This window comes from Hahella sp. HNIBRBA332 (assembly GCF_030719035.1).
In the GTDB taxonomy this organism is placed as follows: domain Bacteria; phylum Pseudomonadota; class Gammaproteobacteria; order Pseudomonadales; family Oleiphilaceae; genus Hahella.
In genome coordinates, this window is record NZ_CP132203.1 from 385512 (window position 1) to 401007 (window position 15496).

The following is a 15496-nucleotide window of genomic DNA, read 5'->3' on the forward strand; positions in this document are numbered from 1 at the left end:
TTTTTTGAACGTTTTTTATTCAAATGCCGAAATGCGACTATTTGCGTCATTTATTTGACCACTCTCGGAAAGCGTACTTTAATTCTTGGGAAAGAAAAGGTTACTCCTCGCAATATGGAACCGGGTGACCGAGATGGAGGCTCAGGACATTTCAACAAATGTAGTACTGAGGTTACATGACAAGCAAAGACAGCACTGTCCTCTTGGTTTGCGATGACGACGCGCGCAGACAGGCCATTGAAGTGATACTGGCGTTTCTGGGCGAGCCTGCTCTGGCCACGGATGCGGACAACTGGGTGAAAGCGTGTAAGGACGCCTCATTGAGCGCTGCGGACATGGCTGTGGCGTTGATGGACGCCAGTGTGACGAGTGTGGAAGATTTTCTGGCGAAGCTGGAGGAATGGGATCCGGGCCTGCCTGTGTTGATGCTGGGGGAGCGTGATCTGTCTGAAATAGACGAAGACCTGCGTCGCAAGGTCATTGTCCAGCTCGAAGAGCTGCCTCACTATAACAAGTTCATGGACAGCCTGTATCGCGCGCAAGTGTATCGCGAGCAATACGCCGCCAAGAGCGGTCGCGGCAAACAACGCGAGATTTTATTGTTCCGCAGCCTGGTCGGCACCAGCCGTAGTGTGCAGAAGGTGCGTGAACTGATGTCCCAGGTGGCGGACAAAGAAGTCAGTGTGCTGATCACCGGCGAGTCCGGCACCGGTAAAGAAGTGGTCGCGCGCAACCTGCACTATAACTCCCATCGTCGCAATCAACCTTTTGTTCCCGTTAACTGTGGCGCGATCCCTGCGGAACTTCTGGAAAGCGAACTTTTCGGTCATGAAAAAGGCGCGTTTACTGGCGCCATCACTTCCCGGGTCGGCCGTTTTGAACTGGCGCAGGGCGGCACGTTGTTTCTGGATGAGATCGGCGACATGCCGTTGCACATGCAGGTCAAGATTTTAAGAGTGCTGCAAGAGCGCACCTATGAAAGGGTCGGCAGCAGCAAAACGCTGGAAGCGGATGTGCGCATCATCGCCGCCACGCATAAGAATCTGGAGGATATGATCGAACGGGGCGACTTCCGGGAAGATCTTTACTATCGCCTCAACGTTTTCCCTATAGAAATGCCGCCACTGCGAGAGCGGGCGGAAGACGTGCCGCTGCTGATCAACGAATTGATCTCCCGCATGGAGAAAGAAAAACGCGGCTCTATCCGATTCAATTCAGCGGCGATCTTGAGCCTGTGTCGTCATGAATGGCCGGGTAACGTCAGAGAGCTGGCGAATCTGGTTGAACGGTTGGCTATCATGCACCCCTACGGCGTGATTGGCGTGCAGGAACTACCGCTGAAATTCCGTCATGTGGAAGATATCGAACAGGGCATGGAAGACCTGGAGGAAGGCTACTCCGGCGAGCCCGGTTTGGTGGGGCTTAATTCTCCGGCGGTGTTGCCCGTGAATGGATTGGACTTGAAAGAGTATCTCGCCAATTTGGAGAAGAGTCTGATCAAGCAGGCCTTGGATGATTCCGGCGGTGTGGTCGCCCGCGCGGCGGAACGTTTGCATATTCGCCGCACGACCCTGGTGGAGAAAGTACGTAAGTACAATCTCAACGCTGACGAATAGCGAGAATTTCTTTCCTCACAATTTCTGATTTCACTTCCTGTTGAGCCCGGCGCTGTCCGGGCTCTGTCGTTGTAACTCCCTGTGCTTCACATACACCTGGAAACCAGCCTGCATACGGGCCGGGGCGAAACTCGCCAAACCTTGGCGTGAGAGCCGTTGGCTTGTCAATTTTTCGGCGTGGCGCTTAGTCCTTTTGTCCTAACTCCATGAAACTGCGGCGTTAATCAGGGCTGGCACAGAAAATGATTAATTACGTTTCAGACAGGTTTTTCGTCAATGTTCCAGCGATACGGACAAGTGATCGGAGAGGCAATATGAGCGTACCGAAAATTTTGTCGCCGGCGGATCAAGAGCAGCCGGTAGCGGTGATCCACCATTTGGCCCCCAAACATACCGGGTTTGACGATGGCGCTTATGCGGCGTCCGCAGACCCGGGTTTGGACCGGGCGATGAGCATGTTCGGCGCTATCGCTGATCAGATTTCCCAAACCTATCAGGATCTCAGCGGACGGGTAAATCGTCTGGCGAATGAGCTGGATTCCGTTAGCGTCAATCGGCAAAGAGAATTTGAAGATAAAGCGCGCATCGCCAATCGCCTGAAGACTTTATTGCAGGCATTGCCGGTGGGCATCGTCGTGCTGGACGCGAGAGGTTCCGTGCAGGAGTGCAATCCCGCTGCGGTGGACCTGTTGGGCGAACCTTTACAAGGAGAGCGTTGGGTGGAAATTATCCAACGCTGTTTTGCGCCGAAGGCGGATGACGGACACGAGGTGTCTTTGAAAGACGGTCGTCGCCTGAGCATTCAAACCTGCTCGCTGGAGAACGCCCCGGGCCAGTTGATCGTATTGTCTGATCTGACTGAAACCCGTGAGCTGCAATCCCGTTTGTCCCGCAGTGAGCGTCTGTCTTCCATGGGCAGAATGGTGGCGTCTCTGGCGCATCAGATTCGCACGCCTCTGTCCGCGGCTATGCTGTATGCCGGTCACCTCTCTCAACCTGAGCTGGATGGTTCCCTGCGAGTGAAATGCGCGCAGAAGCTGATGTCCCGGCTCACGCATCTGGAACAGCAAGTGCGCGACATGCTGATTTTCGCCAAAGGCGACGCGCCCTTGGCGCAACGCATCACCTGCGCAGAATTGTTTTCTGAAATTCAGGCGGCGGCAGAGCCTGAAGCGCAACGCAAACAGGTTCCCGTGCAATGGAGCCTCGACTGCGGCGAACGGGAAATCCTGTGCAATAAAGACGCTTTGGTCGGCGCAGTATTGAACCTCTTCAATAACGCGCTGGAAGCGGTAAAAGGCGCGAATCAGCCCCAGGTCGAAGTGAATTTGAGCGCTCCGGGGCAGGGGTTCATCTGCCTGGAAGTACGCGATAACGGCGTGGGCTTTGAGCCTGAAGATGGTCCCCGTCTACTGGAGGCGTTCTATACCACCAAGTCTCATGGCACCGGCCTTGGCTTGGCGGTGGCGCAAGGCGTGGCGCAGGCGCATCACGGGCGCTTTTTCATTACCTCCGGCGGTCTGGGGCTGGGCGCCCGGGCCATTCTCACCTTGCCGGCGCGTCACTCCGCCTGACTCACGAATCTTTGAAGGAGACATGCCATGAATAAACCGACCCTGCTGATAGTGGAAGATGATCTGGAGTTACTGGATGCGCTCACCACTACGCTGGAAATGAACGGGTACGACTATATCGGCGTCGATTCCGCCAGAGAAGCCTTGAGCGTTCTGGAGCAGCGCGCCGTGGATATGATTATCAGTGACGTCAACATGCCGGGCATGAACGGCTTTGAGCTGATGCTGGAAGTACGGCGTCAATATCCCGGCGTTCCGGTAGTGCTGATGACGGCATACGGGCAGATCAGCCAGGCGGTGGCGGCCATGCAAAGCGGTGCGGCGGACTATTTGGTCAAACCTTTTGAGCCGCAGACGCTGCTGGACACGATTGAAAAATACATGGGCGGCGCCGGCGGCGACTCCAACGCCGACGAACCGGTGGCGGTGGACGGCGCCAGCAAACGGATATTCCAGTTGGCGCAAAGGGTGGCGATGACGGACTCTACGGTGCTGATCTCCGGCGAAAGCGGCACCGGGAAAGAAGTGCTGGCGCGATATATCCATCGCAAATCCACCCGCAAGAACGCGCCTTTTGTGGCGATCAATTGCGCGGCTATTCCAGAGAACATGCTGGAAGCGATTTTGTTCGGTCATGAGAAAGGCGCGTTTACCGGCGCCTACGCGAGCATGCCCGGCAAGTTTGAACAGGCGGACGGCGGCACCATTCTGCTGGATGAAATTTCCGAGATGGACCTGGGTCTGCAAGCGAAACTGTTGCGTGTATTACAGGAGCGGGAAGTGGAGCGTATTGGCGGGCGCAAGAGCATTCGTCTCGATGTGCGCGTGCTGGCGACCACTAACCGGGATCTGAAAACTTACGTGCAGGAAGGCCGCTTCCGGGAAGACCTCTATTATCGCTTGTCCGTATTTCCGATCCATTGGCGGCCGCTGCGCGAGCGTCGCGCGGATATCGTGCCCTTGGCGGAACATCTGCTGGCGAACCATGCGCAGAAAATGAAATTGTCTTTCGTGCGTTTCGACGAGGGTGCGCGTCAGGCACTTTACAACCATGACTGGCCAGGCAACGTGCGTGAACTGGATAACGCCATTCAACGCGCTTTGATTTTGCAGCAAAACGGCCAGATCACCGCGGCGGATGTGTGTCTGGAAGGCGTCAGTCTGGACAGCCTGACGGCGCCCGCCGGGCCGGGAATAACTATGCCAGAGCCGATGGACGAAATGGAGGACCTGGATGATGTCAGCGGGTTGGGGCAGGAAATGCGCATGCGCGAATTTCAGATCATTCTCGACACGCTGAAGAGTGAGGGCGGACGCCGCAATAAAGTGGCGGAGAAGCTGGGTATTTCACCGCGCACATTGCGCTACAAAATCGCCCGTATGCGTGAGTCCGGCATCGACATCGACGAACAAATGGCGCGGGCTTGCTAACGTCGTGATCATCCTGGCGAAAGCGCTGAAACTGGTATGTTTTCTGCAGAAACAGTTTAAACGAAACGGCTTTCGACGACATTTTGACAAGACGTTTCGATAGCTTGGGAATGTGGAGGCGGTTATGACAAATCGGGTCGATATCAACAATGTGCTGGCGGATATTCGCAACCTGCGCGCGCAGATGCGGCAGTCGGCGCGCGTCGAGCAGGAACTGTCTGCTGAGCAATTGAAGCCCACCCGCAAGCCAGAAGAAGTCCCCGAGTTCAGCCAGATGCTCAAGCAGGCGGTGGACAACGTCAACGACCTGCAGAAAACCTCGTCAGCCCTCAGAACCGCTTATGAGCAGGGCGACCCGCAGGCGGATCTGACCAAGGTGATGATCGCCTCGCAGAAATCTTCGGTGGCCTTTCAGGCGCTGACCCAAGTACGCAACAAGGTAGTTCAGGCTTACGAAGACATTATGAAAATGCCTATCTGATCGGCTCAGTCATTCTAATAAAGCAGTAAACAAGCATCGAGGTGGACAATGGCTAGCGTTCCCGCACAGGTCGACGCCCAGGGCGGACAGAATAACGACGTGGATCTGGTGGAAAACCGCAGCGATATGATGCTGGGGTTCAACCGTTTATCCCTGTTGCGTCAATTGGTGTTGATGGTGGGCGTCGCCGCCAGTATCGCGATGGGAGCGGCTATTATCCTGTGGGCGAATGAGCCCGCCTATCAGCCGTTGTACCCGGACATGAGCGTATACGACAGCACAGAAGTATCGGACATCCTCAATCAGAGCAACATTCACTTCAAAGTAGAGCCCAAGTCCGGCGCCTTGTTGGTGGCGGCGGAAGATGTCAGCGCAGCCAGAATGCGTCTGGCCGCCGCAGGGGTTACCCAGGACAGAACCATGGGGTACGAGCTGCTGGATAAAGATCAGGGGCTCGGCACCAGCCAGTTCATGGAGTCCACACGCTACCGCCGTGGCCTGGAAGGTGAGTTGTCGCGCACTATCTCCAGCCTGCGCAATGTGAAAAGCGCGCGCGTCCACTTGGCGATTCCCAAGCAGAGTGTGTTCGTACGCGACAAACGCAAACCATCCGCCTCTGTTCTGGTGGAGCTGACTGGCTCGCGCAGCCTGCACCAGGATCAGGTGGAGGCTATCGTCAATCTGGTGGCCGGCAGCGTGCCGGAGATGGATCATCGCGACGTCACGGTGGTGGATCAGCGGGGTAACCTGCTGTCGCAGAACAATTTGACTGAAGACGACTTGAGAACTTCCCGGGAGTTTCAGTATGCGCGCCGTATGGAAGAAGTGCTGACCGGACGGGTGAACAGCATCCTGGAGCCAATTTTGGGAGCGGGGCGGTTCCGCGCGGAAGTGTCTGCGGACGTGGATTTCACTGCTGTGGAGCAGGCGCAGGAAACCTTTAATCCCGATCCCCAGGCTGTACGCAGTGAGCAGGAGATTGGCGAGCAGCGCATCGCCGGCAGTAATCAGGGGGTTCCGGGCGCATTGTCCAATCAGCCTCCGGGCGTGGCCAGCGTGCCTGAGCAAGCGGGCGTCGCTGGCGCTGCAGCCAATGCAACCGCCAACAGTCAGGCGACGGATATCCGCAAACAAACCGTACGTAATTACGAGGTGGACCGTACTGTCAGCTACACTAAACAGCATCAGGGGAGAGTGCAGCGTCTTACCGTGGCGGTGGTCGTGGACGACTTGCGTCGGGTCGGCGCGGACGGAGCGGTCACCACTGAGGCCTGGCCGGAAGCGGAGTTGCAGCGCCTGACCGTCCTGGTGCGGGATGCGGTGGGCTACTCCGCCGCTCGTGGAGATAGCGTCAATGTCATCAACACCCCATTCATGGCGGAGGAAGTCGAGATTGGCGACTATGAAGCGCCGCTGTGGGAGCAGCCCTGGATACGGGAGCTGATCAAATGGGGCGTAGCCTTCCTGATCGTGTTGATACTGGTGTTCGGAGTCATTCGCCCGACCTTCAAGAACCTCTCCAGCGGCGGCGCTGACGCGAAGAATCTGGCCCTGGCCGGCGATGAAGACGGGTTAGCCGAACTGGAAAGTCTGGGCTCTGGCGTAGGTGAGGGAGAAAGTGTAGGCTTAAACGCAGCGGGCGATTTTTTACTGCCCGGCTCCTCTGAGGGATATGAGAAAAAGATTAACGCGCTCAAAGGACTGATTGCTGAAGATCCGGGCCGAGTGGCCCAGGTTGTTCGCCAATGGGTAATGGCTGATGAGTGACGAGAAAGGTGAGAAAAAACCGGTACGCAAAGTCTCCCGCGTGGAATCGGCGGCGATTTTGCTCATGTCTCTCGGCGAAGCGGACGCCGCCCAGATTCTAAAACACATGGGGCCCAAGGAAGTGCAACGTGTGGGCGCGCAAATGGCGCAATTGCAGAACGTGACCCAGGATGTTGTGGAGCACGTCACCACGGAATTTCTTGAAGCCGTCGGCGGCCAGACCGGTCTCGGCATCGGCGCCGACGACTATATTCGCACCATGCTTACCCAGGCCTTGGGTGAAGACAAAGCCGCCAGCCTGATCGATCGTATTCTTCTGGGGGGCAACACCACTGGTCTGGATACGCTCAAGTGGATGGAGGCCCGCGCAGTGGCGGACATTATCCGCTACGAACACCCTCAGATTCAGGCCATTGTGATTTCCTATCTTGACCCGGACCAGTCCGCGGAAGTGCTGTCCAACTTCGATGAGAAAGTGCGTCTGGACATCATCATGCGCGTGGCGGCTCTGGAGACGATTCAACCCCAGGCGCTGCAGGAACTTAACAATATTCTGGAGAAACAGTTCTCCGGCGGCTCGTCTGCGCAGACCAGCAAGATCGGCGGCGTCAAACGCGCTGCGGATATCATGAACTTTATGGACTCCAGCCTGGAGGCGCCCTTGATGGAATCCATCAAGGATGTGGACGCCGATCTGGGCAGTCAGATCGAAGACCTTATGTTCGTGTTCGACAACCTCAAGGATGTGGACGATCGCGGCATTCAATCCCTGTTGCGGGAAGTGTCGTCCGACAACCTGATTCTGGCCTTGAAGGGCGCGGAAGAGGATTTGCAGGAGAAGATCTTTCGCAATATGTCGAAGCGGGCGGCGGAGCTGTTGCGCGACGATCTGGAGGCGCGCGGCCCGGTACGCGTCAGCGAAGTGGAAGCGGCGCAGAAGGAGATTCTCACTATCGCGCGGCGCATGGCCGAAGCCGGCGAAATCATGCTGGGCGGCGGCGGCGAAGAAATGCTGTAAGCCCATCGCCTGTGCAACGCCACACTAACAGAGCCTGCCGATGAAAGACCAACCCGAAACCATCCCCAAGGAAAAACTGACGGCCTACGAACGCTGGGAACTGCCGGTTATGGGGGAGCAGCAGGAAGAGCCCAAGATCAAACCGCCAACGGCGGCGGAATTGGAGAGCATCCGACAGAGCGCTTATCAGGAAGGGCTTGAACAAGGCAAGGAAGAAGGCTTTCAGAAAGGCTTTGAACAAGGGCATGCCGAAGGCAAACGCAAAGGCGAACAACAAGGCCTGGAGCAGGGCCGCAAAACAGGCGAAGGCGAGGCGGTAAAAACCAAGAGCGCGGCCATCGACAAAGCTTTGACGCACTTCGAGGAACTGACGGCGGAACTGGAAGCGCCAATCCGCAAACACCAGGATGAGGTGGAAGAGGCGTTGCTCAATCTGGTGCTGGCGATTTCCCGCGCGGTGGTATTCCGCGAATTGAAAGTGGATCGCTCGCAAATTCTACGCGTGCTGCAGGAGGCCCTGGCGGCGCTTCCCAATACAGAGGAGCTGGTTACTGTTTATCTGCATCCACAGGATCTGGCGTTCGCCAAAGAACACTTGCTGCCGGAAAGGGGAACCCGTTATCAGGCGGACGCCGCCCTGATGGAGGGCGGGTGTCGCGTGGAGACCCGTCATACTTTGCTGGACTTCACCGTTGAGAAACGGTTCCAGACCACGGTGCAGCAAATGCTGTCCCGTCACAGCGATGGCGTCTCCTTGCAGGAAACCAAAGATTTTACCGATCAGATGGGAGAAATGAGCGATCTGCATCGGGACTTGCTGGAGAAAAACGCGGAAGCAATCCCTCCGGCTCCTGAACCTCCCGTGGAGCAGCCCGACATCGAGAACAGCGCGAGGGACAAAGTGAATCAAGCGCCCTCAGAGACTCAGGAAACGCCGGAGGGCGACGATGAGCCTGGTTGAGCGGCTACGCAACTATGAGCGCTTTGTGCCGGCTCAGGCGCGTCCTGAGTTGAGTGGTCGTCTGACCCGCGTGGTGGGGCTCACCCTGGAGGCGGTTGGATGTCCGATGACTTTGGGAGAACGCTGTCTGATCGAAGTGCGCGGTGGTCGCATGGTCGAGGCGGAAGTGGTTGGTTTCTCCGATGAACGGGTCTATCTGATGCCTCTGGCGGCGGTGGAAGGCCTGCAACCTGGCGCCAAAGTAAAGCCGATGACGGGTGTGGGACGCATTGGTGTCGGCGCCTGTTTGTTGGGGCGAGTACTGGACGGCGCTGGTGAGCCATTGGACGGTCGCGGTCCTTTACAGGCGGAGCATCACGTTGAGTTGTTCGGCGCGCCGATTAACCCATTGCACCGCGCGCCTATCCGGGGAAAACTTGATGTCGGCATCCGCGCTATTAACTCATTGCTGACGGTGGGCATCGGCCAGCGCCTGGGACTGTTCGCAGGCAGCGGCGTGGGCAAGAGTATGCTGCTTGGCATGATGACCCGTTTCACTACGGCGGACATTATTGTGGTCGGCCTGGTGGGGGAGCGTGGCCGCGAAGTGAAGGAATTCATTGAAGATATTCTGGGCGAAGAAGGCTTGCGCCGCGCCGTAGTGGTGGCCTCTCCCGCTGACGATTCTCCGCTGATGCGACTGCGCGCGGCGGTTCTGACTACACGCATCGCCGAATATTTTCGCGACTTGGGCAAGAACGTGCTGTTGCTGATGGACAGCCTGACGCGTTACGCCCAGGCGCAGCGGGAAATCGCCCTGGCGGTGGGCGAACCTCCCGCCACCAAAGGCTATCCCCCTTCGGTATTCGCAAAATTGCCGCAACTGGTGGAGCGCGCGGGCAACGGCAAGCCCGGCGGCGGCTCCATCACTGCTTTCTACACGGTGCTGACGGAAGGCGACGACCAACAAGATCCCATCGCCGACGCCGCCCGCGCGATTCTGGACGGGCATATCGTACTGAACCGACGTCTGGCCGAGGAGGGGCATTATCCCGCCATTGATATCGAGGCTTCCATCAGCCGGGTCATGCCTCAGGTAACGACGCCGGACTATTTGCAAAGGGCGCAGCGCTTCAAGCAGCTATACGCCCGCTACCAGCAGACGCGCGACCTGATCAGCGTCGGCGCATACGCGCCCGGCTCTGACAAGGAAACCGATTACGCGATTGAAAGATTTCCCCACATGCGCAAATTTTTACAGCAAAGTCTGCGGGAACGCGCTACGCTGAATGATAGCGCACAAGGGTTGAACCAATTGTTCACCCCGGCTCCGGCGCAAGGCGCCGCGCCCAGAGCCCCGGCGAAACCATAGGGTTTACTCCACATTAGTTCAGGTGCTTTAACGTGGCGGAGAAAAAGAAGTCGCAAAGGTTGTCGCTGGTGCTTGATCTGGCGGAGCGGGACGAAGAGAACGAACGCAAGAAAATGGGCGATATCCGACGCAGAGTGGAGCAGGCGGAAGCTAAGCTGGAGCAACTGGTCGCCTATCAGCGTGATTATCAGGATGAATTAAGGGGTACTCAAAACGGCGTACGCTCAGTGCGTCATATCCAAACCTATCATGTCTTCATCAGCAGGCTGGGCTCGGCTATTGAGCAGCAGCAACAGCAGTTATTGCTGTTGAAACAGCAGTTGTCGCAACAAACGGAAGTGTGGCGGGCGGCGTATCAGAAAAAAAATAACATGCAGGACTTTATTGATCGTTGCAAAAAAGAGGAAGCCTATTACGAGGATAAGAAGCAACAGCGCAACCTGGACGACGCTGTCGGACGACGCGCCTATCACAACAGACATTAAGTTACGGTAGAAAAAGTTTTTTGGTTTTAGCGAGTTAGCTGGAACAGGTGGAAAATGTGCCTGAAAGTCAGTTTTTAGCTGCGGGTAAATAGCGGCCAAGGGAATGAAAACTGGAAATTTAGTAAAAATCAGCTATTGATGAATTAGTAAGATTATGAGTATTGAAATTCACTGCGTACTATTCGTAATATCCTGAATTTCAAATAAAAAGAACACAGAATGGATCCAAACGATCCAGATGGTTTGATTAGGGGAGCGCCAACAGAAGGAGGCAATATGTCTATAACGACAAGCCGCTCTGACGATAATGCCGAACTGACCATTCGCATTAAAGGGCGATTTGATTTCAGTTCCCACCAGGAATTCAGGGATGCGTACGAAAACCCTGAGGGACCGTTCGAGCAGTACAAGATCGATATGACGGAGACGACGTATCTGGATAGCTCCGCCTTGGGGATGCTGTTGTTATTGCGGGATTATGCAGGCGGCGACAACGCTAAAATCTGCATCACGAACTGCAACAATGATGTCAGGAAGATATTGACGATTTCCAATTTTGAACAACTGTTTGTTATTCAATAAAGCGCCCGCAGTCTTCGGGCGTCTGAAACGGACTTTCCGCCATTTATGCGCCTATCGGGTATTGCTATGAAACAATCCCTGGACTCAGAAATGGCCTCGTCCGTTCTCGGGTCTCAAAAAACGCTAAAAATTCTCATCGCCGACGACAATCAGTCCGATCGCATGATCCTGCAGAATATCGTCAAAAAGCAGGGACATGATACAGCGACAGCCGTGGATGGCGTCGACGCCATTGAGAAGTTCTCCGAGTTCCGGCCGGACATTGTCCTTCTGGACGCCTTAATGCCCCGCATGGATGGCTTTGAGGCGGCGCGGAAAATCAAGTTGCTGGCCGGCGAAGACTTGATTCCCATTATTTTTCTCACCTCTCTCAGTGACGCAGAATCGCTCGCCAAATGCCTTGAGGCGGGCGGCGACGACTTTCTGTCAAAACCCTATAACCGCATTATCCTGCAAGCCAAGATCAACGCTTTCAACCGCATGCGGATCATGCATAAAACTCTGTTGCGGCAACGGGACCAGATCGCCGAACACAACGACCATATGGTGCGCGAGCAACAGGTCGCCAAAACCGTGTTCGACAATGTGGCCCATGTGGGTTGCCTCGGCGCCAACAATATTAAGCATTTGCTTTCGCCTCTGGCGGTCTTTAACGGCGACGTGTTGTTAGCCTGTCAGAAACCGTCTGGCGGCATGCACGTGCTGCTTGGGGATTTCACTGGCCATGGCCTGCCGGCGGCGATCGGCGCCATGCCGCTGGCGGAGATTTTCTATGGCATGACCAGCAAAGGGTATGCGCTGGGAGATATCCTCCGGGAAGTGAATCAGAAACTGCGCAAAATTCTGCCGGTGGGTTTTTTCTGCTGCGCCTGTATGGCGGAGTTGAACTTCGAGCAGGAAGAAATCGAGATCTGGATCGGCGGTTTGCCGGATTGTTATCTGGTGCAGGGCGATCAGTTGATCAAGGTCGCTTCCAACCGTTTGCCCCTTGGCATCCTCAAAGGCGAAGCTTTCGACGCGCGAACCTACCGCTTTGAAATGAAGCACGGCGATCGGGTGTATTTGTGGTCGGACGGCATTGTCGAAGCGACCAACGCGAAAGGGGAAATGTTCGGCGAAAAACGCCTGCAGCAGGTTTTTGAGGATAATCTGCAGGAGACTAACCTGTTTGAAAAAATCCGCCGCTCTGTGGTCGACTTCATGGGAGAGGGCGGTCCCAGCGACGATTTGACGTTGGTGGAGCTCACCATGATGCCGGAGAAGGAATTGGGGATAGAGAACAACTATCTCACCAATACCGGCCTCAAAGGTCCGCAGCACTGGCGTATGGCGTATGAACTGCGCAGCGACTCCCTGGCTGTGTTCGACCCGGTGCCGTTGCTGTTGCAGATCGTCATGGAAGTACCCGGATTGCGCACGCGCAACGGCGAAATGTTCACCATTCTCAGTGAACTTTACACCAATGCGTTGGAGCATGGCGTGTTGGGCCTGCACTCCAAACTCAAGGCCAGTCCGGACGGATTTGCAGAATATTATCGCCTGCGCGAGGAGCGCATTCGCCAGTTGGACGGGCATTTCGTGAAGGTGGACGTTCGCCATAAAGGCGCCGTCGCCGGAGGCGTGTTGACGATTCGAGTGGAAGACAGTGGAAAAGGCTTTGATTATCAGAAGCTCGACGGTAAATTACCGGGTCCGACCTGTTATAGTGGTCGTGGCACGGCCCTGCTGCTCTCCATGTGCAGTCGCGTGGAGTACTTCGGTCAGGGCAATATCGTTGAAGTGGATTATGAGTGGCAAGCTTGAATATGAGTTCGAACGATCTGTCTCACCTTGATATGGGCGCCCTGGCGGAATTGCGGGAAGTAATGGAAGACGACTTTCAGATATTGGTGGAGACCTTTATCGGAGATACAGTCGAACGTATGCGCGCTATCCGTGCGACGCTGGTCAGCAATGACCCGGACGCATTCAGTCGCGGCTGTCACAGCATCAAAGGCAGCGCCACTAATCTGGGCTTGCCGGCGTTGTCCGAACTGTGTCGTCAAGGAGAGTTGATCGGCAAGTTCAAGCAAATGGAGAAGGCGCGTGAAGTGTTTGAGTCCATTGAGCAGGAATTTGAGGTCGTGCAGTCCTTATTGCGGGATCAGGTGTAGCGGGCGGCGCATCGTCCCTTCCGGCGGTATGTGTCAGTCATATTCGCTGAAGAACTTATCTTTATTTTCATCTCCCTCCCAGGCTTTGGCCCCGGTCAGGCGTAACTTGGCCTGATCTGTGCATTTATCCCATAAAACAATGGTTTTGCCGCTTTCGCGACAGCGATTGCCGCGTTGGCGTCGGTGAGACCTGTTGCATTCGCAGGTAAGTTGTAACTTGGATTTGAGGACAGTAAATGGACAGCTCAGTGGCATTTATTGATACACCCAAAGTCGCGCCGAAATCGACTCCGAAGCCTTCAGGCAATCAGAGGGATGAGGCTAACGCTATGAATGATAAGGATGATCGCTTCTCTGAGGTGCTGGATCGCGAAGTTGCGGGCAAGACTGACAAAGCGGATAAGAAAGACGTCAAAGCGGAAAGCAGCGATGAGAAGAAAGCGCCTGATGACGATAAAGCGTCAGAGGATGTGAAGACTGTCATGCAGGCGACGCTGGCGGACATGGACCAGACCACATCGCAGAGCGGAGTGAATTTGCCGTCAGGGGAGCAAGCCGTAACGGAAAACGATGAAGAATCCATCAAGGCGATGGCTCTGGTTGAGTTGTCAGTGGATGAAGAAGAGGACGCAGATCCTACCGGAAAAAGCGCGCTGACGCCTTTGGCGCGGGCGGTGCATGACGCGGTTGAGGGCGATGAGGGCGATGAGGAAAACGCAATAGAGAAAAAGGGCGGCGAACTGATCAAGCTGACCCAGGCGCTTACGGCAAACAGTAAGGGCGGTGGGCAGGAGGCTGGCGCGGATGGCGAAACCCTGGACGCCGCGTTGCTGAAGCTGGCGGAGTCGCAGAGCGCGGCCAAACCCAACGCCTTGCACGGAGTCGCCGCGAACATCCGTGCGGAATTCAAAGTCGATGCGGCCGCGCCGCCCTATGTCACCACTCTGCAGCAACCGGTGCAGGGAGACGACTGGGGCGAGGGGATGGCGCAGAAAGTGGTCTGGTTCGTGGGACAGAAGATTCAATCCGCCAGCGTGCATCTGAATCCGCCGGAGTTGGGCCCCATCGAAATGAAAATTCATGTGCAGAAAGATCAGGCCCACGTGCAGATTCAAAGCCCTCACGCCATCGTCCGCGATATGGCGGAAGGGACGGCGCATCGGCTACGGGAACTGCTTGCGGAGCAAGGCTTGCAGTTATCCCAGTTTGATGTCTCCAGTCAGCAGCAACAAACGGGAACGGGTAGCGGTCAGGAATCCGGGGGCGCCGATGGAGGACTGTTTGGCGGGGAAGGGGACGAGGAGGGCGCAGCTGTGGCGGGAATCGAACAAGCCTTGGCCACGGATCGCATGGTGGATTATTACGTCTGATGGTTTTTCACTGAAAAATCAAAGGAATGAACTACACTTATCGACAAGGAGGCGGCGGCTTCCCCAGTGACCTGTTTATCTGTCGATGGTGGAAAATAAGTTATGGCGAAAGACAATAGTGGAGAAGGCGGCGAGGAGTCCGGTAAATCAGGCGGCCTGAGCAAGAAGCTGATCATTATCATCGTTCTGGTTCTGGTGATCGCTGTGGGAGCCAGTGTGGGAGTGACCATGATGCTGCTCAAGTCTTCTCCCGACGAGGGCGCGCCGGCGGAAGGCGGCGATCAAGCGGCTGCGCCGGTGAAGGCGGAGGCTATCTATTACGACATGCGTCCGCCATTGGTGGTCACTTTCGATTACAAAGGCAAGCAGCGGTTTTTGCAGGCGAGCATCAGTTTGTTGACCCGGAATCAGGGCGTGCTGGATGGTGTGGAGCTGCATATGCCGGTCATCCGTAACCGCTTGATAAACTTGTATAGCGGCAAAGATTTCGAAAACGTGCAGACGGACGAAGGTCGTCTCGCGCTGTTGTCTGAGTCGCTGGAAGCAATCAACACCGCTCTGAAGGAGCAGGGCGTGAATGGAGAAATTGAGCAGGTGCTGTTCACCAATTTCGTGTTGCAGTAACCGCGGGCGCGATGTATCGATTCGTCACGCCGAAACGCTGTCAGACCCGGAGACGGGGCTTGTTATAGGCCCGTCTCAGGTGA

Annotated in this window: 14 protein-coding genes; all 14 read left to right on the forward strand. The window is 56.0% G+C overall.

Translation table 11 applies throughout. The annotated features are described in order from the left end of the window. Positions 1-176 precede the first annotated feature (176 nt). The 14 genes from O5O45_RS01940 (at position 177) to O5O45_RS02005 (ending at position 15413) form a co-directional block, all read left to right on the forward strand. Entirely contained in the window at positions 177-1616 is a 1440-nt protein-coding gene (locus O5O45_RS01940; RefSeq protein WP_305903618.1) for a sigma-54 dependent transcriptional regulator, read from the forward strand. Between the two features lie 314 nt (positions 1617-1930). Further along, positions 1931-3190 (forward strand): sensor histidine kinase, encoded by a 1260-nt coding sequence (locus O5O45_RS01945; protein WP_305903619.1) that lies wholly within the window; start codon positions 1931-1933, stop codon positions 3188-3190. A 27-nt stretch (positions 3191-3217) separates the two neighbouring features. Beyond that, positions 3218-4621, forward strand: coding sequence for a sigma-54-dependent transcriptional regulator (locus O5O45_RS01950; protein WP_305903620.1), 1404 nt, complete (start codon positions 3218-3220; stop codon positions 4619-4621). 124 nt (positions 4622-4745) lie between these two features. Further along, on the forward strand, positions 4746-5102 hold the full coding sequence (gene fliE / locus O5O45_RS01955) for a flagellar hook-basal body complex protein FliE (RefSeq protein WP_305903621.1): 357 nt from the start codon (positions 4746-4748) through the stop codon (positions 5100-5102). A gap of 48 nt (positions 5103-5150) precedes the next feature. Further along, a complete protein-coding gene (gene fliF, locus O5O45_RS01960) occupies positions 5151-6869 on the forward strand; it encodes a flagellar basal-body MS-ring/collar protein FliF (protein ID WP_305903622.1) in 1719 nt (572 codons plus the stop codon). Then, positions 6862-7887 (forward strand): flagellar motor switch protein FliG, encoded by a 1026-nt coding sequence (gene fliG / locus O5O45_RS01965; protein WP_305903623.1) that lies wholly within the window; start codon positions 6862-6864, stop codon positions 7885-7887. Before fliF ends, fliG begins: the two co-directional genes overlap by 8 nt. 40 nt (positions 7888-7927) lie before the next feature. Then, a complete protein-coding gene (locus tag O5O45_RS01970; RefSeq protein WP_305903624.1) occupies positions 7928-8848 on the forward strand; it encodes a flagellar assembly protein FliH in 921 nt (306 codons plus the stop codon). After that, on the forward strand, positions 8835-10199 hold the full coding sequence (gene fliI / locus O5O45_RS01975) for a flagellar protein export ATPase FliI (RefSeq protein ID WP_305903625.1): 1365 nt from the start codon (positions 8835-8837) through the stop codon (positions 10197-10199). The genes O5O45_RS01970 and fliI overlap by 14 nt, the downstream gene beginning before the upstream one ends. A gap of 32 nt (positions 10200-10231) precedes the next feature. Further along, positions 10232-10684: a flagellar export protein FliJ gene (gene fliJ / locus O5O45_RS01980; protein ID WP_305903626.1), complete on the forward strand. Its 453-nt coding sequence runs from the start codon at positions 10232-10234 to the stop codon at positions 10682-10684. Between the two features lie 276 nt (positions 10685-10960). Then, positions 10961-11266, forward strand: a complete 306-nt coding sequence (locus O5O45_RS01985; RefSeq protein ID WP_011398930.1) for an STAS domain-containing protein — start codon at positions 10961-10963, stop codon at positions 11264-11266. Positions 11267-11332: 66 nt separating this feature from the next. Beyond that, complete coding sequence (locus O5O45_RS01990; RefSeq protein ID WP_305903627.1) at positions 11333-13069, forward strand: ATP-binding SpoIIE family protein phosphatase; 1737 nt, start codon at positions 11333-11335, stop codon at positions 13067-13069. Positions 13070-13071: 2 nt separating this feature from the next. Further along, on the forward strand, positions 13072-13419 hold the full coding sequence (locus tag O5O45_RS01995; protein WP_305903628.1) for an Hpt domain-containing protein: 348 nt from the start codon (positions 13072-13074) through the stop codon (positions 13417-13419). A gap of 329 nt (positions 13420-13748) precedes the next feature. After that, positions 13749-14789, forward strand: a complete 1041-nt coding sequence (locus tag O5O45_RS02000; protein ID WP_305903629.1) for a flagellar hook-length control protein FliK — start codon at positions 13749-13751, stop codon at positions 14787-14789. A 102-nt stretch (positions 14790-14891) separates the two neighbouring features. After that, positions 14892-15413, forward strand: a complete 522-nt coding sequence (locus O5O45_RS02005) for a flagellar basal body-associated FliL family protein (protein ID WP_305903630.1) — start codon at positions 14892-14894, stop codon at positions 15411-15413. Positions 15414-15496 lie beyond the last annotated feature (83 nt).